Origin of the sequence: Psychrobacillus vulpis (assembly GCF_006861825.1) — a bacterium.
In the GTDB taxonomy this organism is placed as follows: Bacteria; Bacillota; Bacilli; order Bacillales_A; family Planococcaceae; genus Psychrobacillus; species Psychrobacillus vulpis.
The window spans coordinates 125058-137675 of the sequence record NZ_VDGI01000008.1 but is presented as its reverse complement, the minus strand read 5'-3'; the positions used below and the strand labels follow the sequence as shown (position 1 = coordinate 137675).

Genomic DNA, 12618 nt, shown 5'->3' with positions numbered 1-12618 from the left:
ATCAAATTCACCAGGTTTATTTAGTATACATAAAAACATAAAACGTTAGATTTCTACTCGTTCCAATCTACTTAAATAATAGTTGTAAATAAAGTACGTAAATAAACTTGACTGGACGTAAGAAAAAAGACTGTAGGCAAATTCGATTTTTTATCGAGTTTGTCAACAGTCTGAGACCGACAAAATAAGATGTCGGTCTTTTTCTTTATGAGTTTCCAGCTACTCTCTTTTCAAGTGCTTGGAACAATTTCTTTTTGTCCATATCTGGTCTTATTGTTTGTAGTTGTTCTAATGCAATTTTTGCACCGTAGTCCATTCCTTGGCATCCAGCTAGTAAAACTAGATCGCCTTCAGTTACTTCATTAAGACTATGTTCAATCGCTGCCGGTAACTCTTCATAGAGGTGGACGTTAATACCCGCTTCCTCCATGACTTCTTTAAATACAGCTAGCTCAGCTTCTGAAACGACATCCTTTTGTGTAACATGGGAGCGGCTAAGTGTCGCAATGACTTCGTGAATTCCAAGTCTAGGAGCCCATCTTGCAATTGCTTCTGCATTTTCTTTATTCACCGTTACTCCACGATCTCCGCGAATCGCATACACTAGCGAAACACTATTAAAATCCATTTTTTCTAATGTACCAAGTGTGATATCTATATTTCCACTATTAGCGAAATGATCATCAATTATTTTAAAATCGTCTTCGAAAATGATTTCAAAACGACGCTCTACCCCAACAAATTCAAATAAACTTTTTTGAATCGTTGCAATCGGCACCTCACATAATAATCCGATGACAATACTAACCATGGAATTATATACTGAGTGAAATCCAGGTGTGGATAGTTCAATTTGGAATTGCTGCTTTGGAATAACTACATCCGCTGTTACTAAATCACGCATAATTTCTACGGTAAATTTTGCACGTCCTGTTGATAAATCTAAATTTCTACAAACAACATCTGCAGATTGTTCTTCAACTCCAATAGTGATAACTTTTGCTTTTGTTTTACTTATCAGAGAAGCCGAATAAACATCATCCAAATTTAATATAGCTACTTTACCTGCTCCAGCGTTACGAATAAGGCTAGATTTATGTTCGAAATAGTTTTCGAACGATGAGTGTAAGTCAATATGCTCTCGACTAATATTATTTAATGTAACAATATCAAAGTCTACACATCCTACTCGATTCAACTCTAGCGCAGATGAAGATACCTCCATTGTTGCATGTGTCACACCAGCGTCTACCATTTGAGCATAAAAACGTTGCAAATCTAAGGATTCCGGTGTTGTCAATTCAGAAGGCTCCGCGTAATCACCTATTTTAACGACAACCGTTCCCATTAGACCTGTTGTTAATCCGTGGTTTTCTAGGATTGCATTTGTCATAAATGAGGTAGAAGTTTTGCCATTTGTTGCAGTAATACCTATCGTTTTTAGTTTTCTCGTTGGGTGATCATAGAATGCATCTGCAAGAGTTGCTAACGCAAGTCTGCCATTCTCCACTTTGTATTGTGGAACTTCTATACTCTCTATAAATTCCTCTACAACAAGTGCAGCTGCACCATTTTCAACTGCTTGTCCCGCGAATTTGTGTCCATCAACTTTGAATCCCCGCACGCAAACGAATACTTGTCCTACTTCCACCTTGCGTGAATTATATGCAAGGCCAGTTATCTCTATTTGTTTAGCATTTTTAATTTCTTTAACGTCGACATGCTTCATTAATTTTGCTATTTCCATAAAAATGGCCACCTTCTTATTTAAAATCGTTACCTTACAGTTTACCCCAATAAACATGAGAAGAAAACTGCTAGCATGTGTGAATATATATCACTGATAAAAATGGTACTTTTACGGTACAAATTTTTAAAATCTAGTCCTATCCTAACTATTGTTCTTTATTATAAAAGTACGAAAAAAAAGAGAAGGTTTCTACCTTCTCAGTTTTACATTGCTTCTTTATAGTGTTCTTTACAAAAAGCAAGTACTTCTGCTTCCTCTTCTTCTTCTAATCCAAAATCTAACACTGCTGCCGAGTTTCGATTCATAAAATGATATTGTACAATCCGTTCTCCTGCTTCATCAACTGCTAAGATAACACGTAAATCTAAAGAAACTCCTTCTTCGTACAATTCATCGTCTTCAGGAACTTCTATACCTAAAAACAATTCATAACGATCTCCCAACATAATTCCAGTCGGATCATTTATCTTGTCAACCTCATAGGATGTAATTTTCACAAAGTCCACCTCCGTTTATCCATTCTAACACTTTTAAATAGAAATTAATCCAATTTCTATTTTGTTGCTATAATGAATATAATATAGCATCTAAAGGGGAGAATACATTGAAAAAGAATGCTGAGAAAATAATTTACATTATCGTGCCTCTTTATCTTTTATTGTTAATATTCGGTAGAGGAATAAATACTACGTTATATTCCATTTTTTCATTTGTACTTGGCATTACAATGCTTTATCTTGCGTTTACACTTTTGCGTAAACAATTGCAGGAACGGAAAAAGTCGTAAAACCCTGCCTCAATATGTGGGCACTGAAAAAAGAGAATTTATCGCTTTGGCATTCGCTTTCCGCGGGAGTCTCATGCGTCGCGCTAAATTCTCTTAAATAAATACAGTAAATAGTTCCTACAAATATACTAATTCGAATTTTTCAGTGCCATTCTCAATATGTAGGGTTTTTTAGATTTTTACATTAATTCTGCTTCAATTTCATTCAATATTTTGAATGCACCTTTAGAAATATTCGCACATACTGCTAGTTTGATACTTGATGCAGGGTAAATTGCTGAGTGAAAACTCACACCAGGATCATAACCCATTACATGGTATTTAAAAATAGCATCTTCTTTTTTCTTGATCCATACACCGTACCCATAATAATCATCCCCATCTTCTTGAACATGAGGTGTGAGTAGTTGCTTAGTCATTGTCTCATTCAACAATTCATACTGCAAAAGTGCATCCCAAAACTTCACCATATCCTCTGCTGTTACGAAAGCTCCACCATCTGAACCTCCCTGAACCGGAAGTGAATAAATATTTGTTTTCCATGATCCATCCTCATAGTCTATATAGCCACTAGCTATTTTGCCAGGTAGTCTATCAAAGGCAAAATAACCAGAATGCACCATTCCCGCTTTTTCCAAAATTCGTTTCTGAACATAGTCTGTAAACACAAGCCCAGTAACTTTTTCAACAATTAAGCCAAGTAGAATATAACCGGTATTATTATAATGAAATCGTTCGCCTGGAATAAATTTCATATGTTCATGTTGAAATAGTGGCAAGAAATCTTGAAGTCGTCTCATATGATACATAGGATTCTTAATCCATAATTCCTCAAAATCATCCATTACTTCCTCATCAAAGTAATCAGGTACTCCTGAAGTATGGGTTAATAGATGATGAATGGTAATAGTTTCATCGAAATTCGGAAAAGATGCATCTAAAATTTCCGACAATTTTGTTTCGAAGGAAATCTTTCCTTCTTCAACAAGCTGACTAATAGCAACGGCTGTGAAGATTTTACATCCTGAAGCAATGCCGTAACGTGTATCTGCATCATTTTTCAGTTTTTCCGCTCGATTAGCATATCCAAAACTTGACTCTGCAAGTACTAATTCTGCATCCTTTACAAAAACAGAACCCGAAAAAGCAATCTCTTTTTGAATAGCCTCTATCCTTGATGTTAAACTATTATTCATAACTGTTGTCCCCCGATAAATTTGTCTTAGTTTGTATAACTAGCAAGCCAATCATTGATCTCACTCTTGAGTAAAGGTTTCTGTACTTTTTCTTTAAACATTGATGGATCTATTAATTCTTTTAGGTCTCCCCCAAACCATTCCTCCACATTTTCTCTCGTGACTACATATGAGTTATTTAAAAAACGCATATTTATTACTTCCAAATTTTTAACTAATACAAAAGCTGCAGTAGCATTGTAAATAACTGCTTTTTCAGCTTCTTCATCACTAGTAGTATCGTAATTTATAATAAATGTGAAAGCATCTGAATCGAGTTCAATATTATCTTTGTAACTGGACAGTGGAATATTATTAAACAAGTTTCCCATGTTGGACGCATTTCCCATATAATCATTTTCATAAGCTAAAACTTTTTCAAAATTATGATTTGCCGTATTTAATTCTATCTCCTTTTCTCTCTCTGATTTTACTTGGTTATTACTAAGTACATAAAAAACTCCAATAAGTAACAATAATACGAATCCAATTGCCATCCAGACGTTCCTTTGCACCTTTCTCCCCACCATTCAAACTATAAATTTCTATTTCCATTATAATCTATTTTTATTTCAATTGTTTATCTCTTTTTCCATATTTTATTTATATATAAAAAAAACGATTGAAAGGCATACAATGAATGCCCGCAATCGCCTTTACTACTGAATGTTCATTTTCCCTTCTTCAGATAAAATGAGCCTTTCACCTTTTGTAAGTTCTATTTCTAATGGATGTGTTTCTCCTAGGTGCTTTGAAAAATACCATCTTCTTTTCGGGGGAACTAAAAGAAGATAAGTATCCCCACTTCCAAGAAAGTTAAGTTCATTTGCTTCGATTTCTACGTGACCTGAGATAGGAATTCCGATGTCCTGCAACTGTTCTCCCACTTCAACTACGTGTGGAGTTGTAACACCTATTTCACTCAAGTTTAATAAAGAGTCCATACTAAAATCGCTCCACTTATCAACATTTCGCCTAGCAATCATTTCAACAATGTTGCCAGCAGGATCTTCAAAATAAAATGAGTCCGCTTCAAAACGGGGATAATAAACTTCGTTTAAACCGTCTTCTCTATTTAGTGTTACTCGCTCCATTGCCCAATGCTTCGCAAGTGTAAACTGATTTCCTGGAATATTTATAGCAAAATGATAAAAGGCGGAACGAACTGATTCACGAAAAGTAAGTGATGTAGAGCCAATTGCAACAGTAAAATAATCCTTACTAACTTCAAGCATATTTAAACCTAATACATTTCCATAAAAACCTTTTAATTGTTTTAATTTATTTGTGTATAATGTAACCGCTTTGAACATACTCTCACCTCTTTATTTGATATCTATCAATTCAAATCGCTCACAAACTAAGTCCATTTCCTCTGAAAATACTAAGCCTACTTCTTTTAGTGCATTCGTAAAAAATTGAACATGAACCTTTTTCCAATATTCGTATGAACGATCACCTTCTCCTTCTGCATACGCAAACTCTTCCGAAACTTTGTTCATCGGAGTTATAGTTACTTCAGAAGTACGAATAATACACACTGGCTCATCTTGACTATTTAATATAACACTGTAATCCTCCACTTTTGGAAGTGGCTCTTTTTCCAGTTCATAAAATATATGCCCTGAACATGTAGCTGATTTTACTCCATCTATAACAAGCTGTGCTAGTTCATCTGGACTCGCTCCAAATTGCCATGCACTTACATTTTGCGGCTTTGCTTTTCCTAACCAAAATGTATCCCAATACTTTTGTGCTTGTTCATTCATAATTGATTCCTCAATTCTTCGTTTAATAAATTCAGTATATTAAATAATTTCTTTAAATACTATTCCAAATTAATAGTATCCCAATATATATGTATGAAAATTTTGGATGAAGTATTTTAATTTAGTCTAGCATAGAGAGTGACATTTTCCGCCATTCTTAAAAATGATATATTTTATAAAAGGAGTGATTTCTCATGACAAAGAAACTTTATTATGAAGATCCATATATACAAACATTTTCAGCAAAGATAACGAAACAAGAGGAGAATTATGTTGTTCTCTCCGAAACAGCATTTTACCCCACTGGAGGGGGACAACCCCATGATGGTGGCACGATAAACAGGATCGATGTCACCAATGTAGAAATAATAGACGGTGAGATCAGACATTTTCTAGAAGAAAACTTACCTTCTAATATTGAGTTTGTAGAATGCTCTATTATCTGGAAACGACGTTTTGATCATATGCAACAACACACTGGGCAACATATTTTGTCGGCTGCATTTGACAACTTATTTAGCATGAAGACCGTTAGCTTTCATTTAGGAAAAGACAGTTCTACTATTGATATTGATATTAGTGAAATATCAGATCACCAGTTAAAAGAGGTAGAAGCACTTTCCAATCAAATTATTTTACAAAATAACCCCATTGAAACGAAATGGGTAACAGAAGAGGAACTTGCACTATATAAACTACGCAAGCCTACTGCTGTAAAAGAAGATATACGTCTCGTTATCATTCCAAACTTCGACTACAACGCTTGTGGTGGAACTCATCCAAAAAGAACGGGTGAAGTAGGTCTTATCAAAATTCTCCAGATTGAAAAACAGAAACGATTAATACGAGTCGAGTTTATTTGTGGAGAAAGAGTTCTTACACATTTAGATAGAAAACAAAAAATTCTTGTAAATTTAAAAAATAGTTTAAGTGCTCCTGAAGAAAAACTAGGAGACGCTGTAAAAGCCTTACTTGATAACGGAAAAACACTTGAAAAAGAAGTTTCAAACTTAAAAGACTTACTTTTGCAGTATGAAGCAAAAGACCTCATTAGTAGTACTAAGGAAACTATCATTACATCTATCTTTCAAAATCGATCCATACAAGAGCTACAAAAACTAGCAAAATTCATTACTGTAGAATCCACTGGCACCATTTGCATTTTAATATCAGAAAATGAAGATCGTTCACAAATTGTTGCCGCTAAAGGTGAAGCTGTAAAACAAAGTATGAAGGAACTGATAGTAAAGGTGCTACCACTTATCAATGGAAAAGGTGGTGGTAACGATATAATCGCTCAAGGTGGCGGAGAAAATATGATTTCTAGTAAAAAACTATTAGAAAAATCAGTGGCATATGTCACGTCATAATTACCGTTCCATAAATATCCTCTCCACATATACTATGTTGAATATATAGTGAAAGGAGAATTTATAATAATGAATAATCAATTCCCATTTTTTGAAGGTCAAGGTCAGCAAATGCCTTCATTTGGAAATCAATTTCCTGGGCAGATGATGCCGCCAATCGGGCAGTTCCCCGGACAGATGATGCCACCATTCGGGCAGTTCCCTGGATCACAGGAACCATCATTTCCTCCAAGCTTCCCACCGCCTGGGCAGCAAGGTCAGCAAGGTGGAGCACCAACTAGTCCTCCACCATCATTTGTTCCGCAGAGACAGAGTGTTGGAGTGTATGCAGTAGACCCTGGTTCTATACGTGGTTGCTTATACCACAATACTTATGTATGGCTGACTAATGGAAATTCTTTCTGGCTCTACCCAACATTTGTTGGTAGAAATTCCGTTTCTGGCTTTAGGTGGAACGGTTTTATGTGGACATATTACGGAACCGATTTAAATAGAATAGCGTCATTTCAATGCTTTTAATAAAAGTGCAAGGCACTGGGATGAGCATAAGAAAAGTGCGTACTAAAAATTTTTAGTACGCACTTTTTCATGCTCGATTCCGATAAGCGCGAAAGGAAGTTTTTAATGAAGCATAAGAACCAATAGCAGCTCCACTATAAAAAAATCCCATAAAAATACCTGCCGATAAATTGTCAGGATGGCTAATGAAAATGGAGATAATTAGTCCAATTGCTGTGGCTATCATCGGTACATATTGAGGTCGAATGGGCAATAGTTTTTTCACTATTTCTGTTACTATCAAAATAACTGGTACCGCCCAAAGTGAATCCCATATGGATAGTAGGAAACTCTTTCTACTCCTTTTTATCCAATTCCTTTTAGTTTGTGTAAAGGTTATTAATTCATACCAAAGAGTGTTTCAATATCGTATATTATTGTTATTTGAGTGAAATGAGTTTTTCGATGTACTTTACAATTTTTGTATAGAAGAGTAAAATAGTTTACCTAGGTAAATATTTTATGAAATAATCATAAAAGGAGCCTTACAATCCATGAATCCACTTTTCCATGAGCTTTTTCAGACGGCACGTCTTTTAACTAATGAGGTAAATCTAAATTTAAAAAAACATGATTTATATGCTTCTCAATGGACAGTAATTTTTTGCATATATAAACACAAACAAATGTCGTTAACACAAATTTGGAAATATTTGAATGTAGAGGCACCTACAATTACTCGTACAGTTTATCGCCTAGTTGAGCTTGGATGGGTAGAAATACGTCCTGGAAAAGATCGACGTGAAAAGCTTGTCAGCTTGTCAGAACAGGCATTACAGAATTTTCCTGAAGTTGAGGAAACAGTGCTTGAATTCGAGGAGAGAATGGTAGCTAATCTGACAAAAGAAGAACAAGCTCTTTTAATAAGCCTTCTAGAAAAAATTAAATAACACAAGGTGGAATACTGTTTTGCAGAATAAAGAGCCTATTTGGACGAAAGCTTTTATTAATCTATTTGCAACAAATTTTTCTATATTTATTATCTTTTACGGGTTAGTATCGGCACTTCCTTTGTACGCAACTGATATCCTTTCTCGATCAGATGAAGATGCTGGTTTATTAATGACTATCTTTTTAATTTCCGCTATTATCGTTCGACCCTTTTCTGGAAAGATTTTAGATCTTGTAGGAAAACGAAAGATGCTGTGGATTTCTTTGTTCATGTATTTAATATGTACAGGACTTTACTATTTTATAGAACCTTTCGAAGCATTATTAGTACTAAGATTTGTACAAGGTATTTTCTTTAGTATTGCAACGACAGCAAGTGGTTCTATGGCTGCCGATAATATCCCAATAGCAAGAAGAGGTGCTGGCTTAGGATATTTTACAATGTCTACGAATTTGGCAGTTGTTGTTGGTCCTTTTATCGCTTTAACTTTAATTCAATTTTTCTCTTATGATATCTTGTTTTTATCATTAACAGCTTTACTTATGATTGGTGCAATATCGGCTATTATGATACCAACAGATAAGAAACCTGCGACAATTCCTATAAAAACAAAGTTAACTTGGAATGACCTTTTTGAAAAAAATGCACTACCAGTTGCCTTAATCGCAAGCCTAGTCGCTTTTTCTTATGCAAGTGTCCTATCCTATTTATCCATTTATTCTCAAGAAAAAGGCTTACTACACTTAACAAGTAGCTTTTTTGCTGTATTTGCAATAGTTATGCTATTAACAAGACCTTTTACAGGAAGAATATTCGATGAAAAAGGACCAAAATATATTATTATCCCTGGTCTAATCTCCTTTATTATTGGACTAGTATTACTCGCTTACATGAACTCACCTTTCTTATTCTTGCTTGCAGGTGCTTTTACTGGTTTAGGTTATGGTGCTGTTGTACCATGCTTTCAAACACTTTCTATCGAATCCACCTCTCCTAAAAGAAGTGGTTATGCAACCGCAACGTTCTTTACACTATTTGATACTGGACTAGCAGTAGGATCCTATATTCTAGGATTGATCGCTACTCAGCTTGGCTATCAAAACTTGTATTTATTATCTTCTATCATCATTATTGTGACGCTTGTTATTTTTATATTTAGACAAAAGAAAAAGGACCGTTTAGCTTAAATGCTGAACGGTTTTTCTAATTTATTGCTTAAGTATGTATATATAACCTGTATTTGGTAAGACTTGAGTAGACATATATTTTAGGAGGGAATTAGATGAAAAAAGAATTTATTTTTCTTTTACTTTCGGGAATGGTTATACTTAGTGGATGTAATTTCCCATCTGCAGATGCAGATTTAAAGGAAAAGGTGCAAGTTTCATTAGTAAACACAGAAGGAAAAGAAGTTGGGCAAGCAACACTCTCAGAACACTCTAAAGGGGTACATATCCTCTTAAAGGCGGAAGGACTATCGCCAGGTGTAAAGGGGATTCATTTCCACGAAACAGCTAAGTGCGAGAAACCAGATTTCACAACTGCTGGTTCTCATTTTAATCCTGGCCATAAAGAGCATGGCTTTGAAAACCCTAAAGGATATCACGCAGGGGATTTACCTAACATAGAAGTTGGGGAAGATGGTAAAGTAGAGTTAGAAACAGTCTCTCCCGCGATTGTATTAACTGCAGGAAAAAGCAATTCGCTTTTAGATGCAGATGGTAGCTCTATAATTATTCATGAAGATGCAGATGATTATAAAACAGATCCTGCTGGAAACTCTGGAAAACGCATTGTATGTGGAGAAATTAGCAAGTAAGTTGGATGGTGAATCTTATGAAAAAACTAGGTTGGTTACTACTATTAGTTTTAGCCATTTTCTTCTCTAGGCCATTGTGGGAAGAGTATGCTACGGAATATGTAGATCTTTCTTTTTTAGCACCTGTAGATGAATGGATTGATTCCTTAGAAGTGGATCAATATTTGAATGAGGCGAAAGCTTATTGGATGGAAATAAAGGATGAGCCTTCAACTAAAATTTCTTCCGACCAAGAGCCACTTTCAGGAAAAGGTATAGAACTAGATCAAATAAAACTCGGTATGAAGAAAAGTGAAATTGAGAAAATACATGGTAGCGCTAAGAGAGTAAGCTTAAATGAATATGATCTAGTGTGGCATACGTATCATGAAAACTATCAAAATTTCATGATGGTTTCGTATGATATAAACAATACAGTGAATGCCATGTTTACAAATCAACCTTCTCAATCTTCTTTTTTAGGTTTGGAAATGGATAGTACAAGAGATGAGGTCCGCTCTTCACTAGGCGAACCTCTGAAAAAATTAAAAAAAGGAAATGTCGTTTACATCCTTCCTGATGCAGGAGAATATGACTTGTATGTAATCGATGAAAACTATGTAACTTTTTTTTATGACTTTCATGAAAACAATTCCATTACAGCTATCCAAATAGTTGCGAAGTCTGTTGAAAAAGATCATCAAACTACCTTTGGAAAACCGTCCGAAGAGTTGAAAAGGGGTTTTGAATTACAGCTTTTCGACCTAACTAATGCTGCTAGAGCAATTCGAGGACTACCTATTCTTACGTATGATAAAGCTGTAAGCGATACGGCTCGAAAACATAGTGAGGATATGGCCTCGCATAATTATTTCAGTCATGAAAATCTAGCAGGAAAGTCTCCATTTGATCGACTCGAAGATGATGGTTTACTATTTTCTTATGCAGGAGAAAACCTTGCTTATGGACAAGCGAGCAGCATTTTTGCCCATGAGGGATTGATGAATTCCATTGGCCATCGAAACAATATTTTAAATTCCGATTTTCGTAATTTAGGAGTTGGCACTTCTTTCAATGTAGAATCAGTTCCTTACTATACAGAAAATTTTTACACCAAATAGAAAAGCATTTAAAGCTTTTCCTATTAGACAGTAGACAAACTTGATTTTATCGAGTTTGTCTACTGTCTTTTTTCTTATAAAATAGAGTGAAGACTGCCAAATAGTTCTAAGAGAATTTAGCGCTTTGGCATTCGCTTTCCGCGGGCGAGCGACGAGCCTCCCTATTATTCATAGGGTTGTCCAATATTCCAATAAATTGGGGAATCGTTGAAACGGCTCCCTTTCCGGAGGCCACTGAAAAAGTCACTTTTTTTCAAAAAATAAAAACGAAATCCCATAATTCCTTCACTTTTTAGGGTGTTTATGGGGACGTCATGCCAATTTTGATACAAATATACTTCTCAAGTGGTGACTTTATTTTCTGAATTTTGGTTTTTCAGTGGCCTCCCTTTCCGCGGGCGTTGCCTTAGCCTCCTCGCTTCGCTCCGGGGTCTTCGACTAACGCTATTCCCGCAGGAGAGTCGCCTTTTTCAACGATTTTCTAGAATTGAAAAAGTATTTACCATAAAAAATAGACGTTTTTTCAGTGCCCCCTATAAAGTAGTACCAACTGAACATTTTTCCTCAACGAAATTAGAAGGAAAATGGATAAAAAATTCAAAAGGTTTCAGGAATGTCCAAAATTCCCGAGACCTTTTGAAAACATATACGACTTTTCCTATTTTATATGTTTTAATGCCTCTCGTTTACTTAATGGTGCAAGGTTAGTACTTTCTACAAAACTCCGAACAACATCTGGGTTAGTTTTGGCATACTCTCTAAGCACCCAACCAATTGCTTTTTGAATGAAAAATTCTTTTGAAACGGTGTGGCGCTCAATCGTAGCAAATAATAATTCTTCATTGGTATCTTTTTTATATTTTAACTGGTGTAATATAGAAGCACGGTTTGTCCACATATTCGTAGACTTAGCCCATTCGATCATTTCCGCTTCCCCTTCCACTCTACTCGACTTCACAATATCCCCAACAATATTAGGGGCAATCGAATCAATACTGTCCCACCATGAGTTTGTTTCAATTAGTTTTAGGCAGAATGCTAAATCCCCCACAGTTAATTTCTTTTTGTATTTACCTAATAATTCAATTGCCACATAATGATATTCTCGTTCTTCTAATCGGTAAAGTTCCCAAACTTCTTTTTGAACTAATTCATAAGAAGGAAGCTCGTTCTCTTTCAAAAGGGCACGAAAAATATCCCTACGTTCTGGAGTTTTAATTCCTAAAAAAGGAAAATTGTTTTTCATATATTTTGCCATTGGTAAAGCATTCTCTTCGTTTCGATGCGGCTCCATATAGGTTTTCACTAGCTCAGTTGACCATTTAGTTTTCATATGTA

15 protein-coding genes are annotated in these 12618 nt (G+C 35.3%); 7 read left to right on the top strand and 8 right to left on the bottom strand.

Annotation, left to right across the window (positions count from 1 at the left end; translation table 11 throughout):
• Positions 1–205 precede the first annotated feature (205 nt).
• Together FG384_RS09580 and FG384_RS09575 are read right to left on the bottom strand one after the other, a co-directional pair.
• On the bottom strand, positions 206–1747 hold the full coding sequence (locus tag FG384_RS09580; RefSeq protein WP_142642376.1) for a Mur ligase family protein: 1542 nt from the start codon (positions 1745–1747) through the stop codon (positions 206–208).
• A gap of 206 nt (positions 1748–1953) precedes the next feature.
• A complete protein-coding gene (locus FG384_RS09575; RefSeq protein WP_142642375.1) occupies positions 1954–2247 on the bottom strand; it encodes a DUF6509 family protein in 294 nt (97 codons plus the stop codon).
• 107 nt (positions 2248–2354) lie between these two features.
• Here FG384_RS09575 and FG384_RS09570 point away from each other — a divergent pair, with 107 nt between their 5' ends.
• A complete protein-coding gene (locus FG384_RS09570) occupies positions 2355–2537 on the top strand; it encodes a hypothetical protein (RefSeq protein ID WP_142642374.1) in 183 nt (60 codons plus the stop codon).
• Between the two features lie 179 nt (positions 2538–2716).
• On the opposite strand, the gene FG384_RS09565 is transcribed toward FG384_RS09570, so the two are convergent.
• From FG384_RS09565 to FG384_RS09550, 4 genes are all read right to left on the bottom strand, one after another.
• A complete protein-coding gene (locus tag FG384_RS09565; RefSeq protein ID WP_142642373.1) occupies positions 2717–3733 on the bottom strand; it encodes a serine hydrolase domain-containing protein in 1017 nt (338 codons plus the stop codon).
• A gap of 26 nt (positions 3734–3759) precedes the next feature.
• Positions 3760–4287 carry a DUF4825 domain-containing protein gene (locus FG384_RS09560; RefSeq protein WP_166462420.1) on the bottom strand — a complete coding sequence of 176 codons (528 nt, stop codon included), beginning with the start codon at positions 4285–4287 and terminating at the stop codon, positions 3760–3762.
• A gap of 144 nt (positions 4288–4431) precedes the next feature.
• On the bottom strand, positions 4432–5085 hold the full coding sequence (locus tag FG384_RS09555; protein WP_142642371.1) for a glyoxalase: 654 nt from the start codon (positions 5083–5085) through the stop codon (positions 4432–4434).
• A 12-nt stretch (positions 5086–5097) separates the two neighbouring features.
• Entirely contained in the window at positions 5098–5541 is a 444-nt protein-coding gene (locus FG384_RS09550) for an ASCH domain-containing protein (protein ID WP_142642370.1), read from the bottom strand.
• A gap of 194 nt (positions 5542–5735) precedes the next feature.
• Here FG384_RS09550 and FG384_RS09545 point away from each other — a divergent pair, with 194 nt between their 5' ends.
• Together FG384_RS09545 and FG384_RS20165 are read left to right on the top strand one after the other, a co-directional pair.
• Positions 5736–6911 (top strand): alanyl-tRNA editing protein, encoded by a 1176-nt coding sequence (locus FG384_RS09545; protein ID WP_142642369.1) that lies wholly within the window; start codon positions 5736–5738, stop codon positions 6909–6911.
• A 69-nt stretch (positions 6912–6980) separates the two neighbouring features.
• Complete coding sequence (locus FG384_RS20165) at positions 6981–7430, top strand: hypothetical protein (protein ID WP_240793388.1); 450 nt, start codon at positions 6981–6983, stop codon at positions 7428–7430.
• Positions 7431–7497: 67 nt separating this feature from the next.
• Here FG384_RS20165 and FG384_RS09535 read toward each other — a convergent pair whose 3' ends face one another.
• A complete protein-coding gene (locus tag FG384_RS09535) occupies positions 7498–7779 on the bottom strand; it encodes a hypothetical protein (protein WP_142642368.1) in 282 nt (93 codons plus the stop codon).
• Positions 7780–7963: 184 nt separating this feature from the next.
• Between FG384_RS09535 and FG384_RS09530 the strand changes: the two genes are divergently transcribed.
• The 4 genes from FG384_RS09530 (at position 7964) to FG384_RS09515 (ending at position 11280) form a co-directional block, all read left to right on the top strand.
• On the top strand, positions 7964–8359 hold the full coding sequence (locus FG384_RS09530) for a MarR family winged helix-turn-helix transcriptional regulator (RefSeq protein WP_142642367.1): 396 nt from the start codon (positions 7964–7966) through the stop codon (positions 8357–8359).
• A 19-nt stretch (positions 8360–8378) separates the two neighbouring features.
• Entirely contained in the window at positions 8379–9548 is a 1170-nt protein-coding gene (locus FG384_RS09525; protein ID WP_142642366.1) for an MFS transporter, read from the top strand.
• A gap of 95 nt (positions 9549–9643) precedes the next feature.
• A complete protein-coding gene (locus tag FG384_RS09520) occupies positions 9644–10180 on the top strand; it encodes a superoxide dismutase family protein (RefSeq protein ID WP_142642365.1) in 537 nt (178 codons plus the stop codon).
• 17 nt (positions 10181–10197) lie between these two features.
• Entirely contained in the window at positions 10198–11280 is a 1083-nt protein-coding gene (locus FG384_RS09515; RefSeq protein ID WP_142642364.1) for a CAP domain-containing protein, read from the top strand.
• A 658-nt stretch (positions 11281–11938) separates the two neighbouring features.
• Here FG384_RS09515 and FG384_RS09510 read toward each other — a convergent pair.
• Positions 11939–12613, bottom strand: a complete 675-nt coding sequence (locus FG384_RS09510) for a DNA alkylation repair protein (protein WP_142642363.1) — start codon at positions 12611–12613, stop codon at positions 11939–11941.
• Positions 12614–12618: the final 5 nt, after the last annotated feature.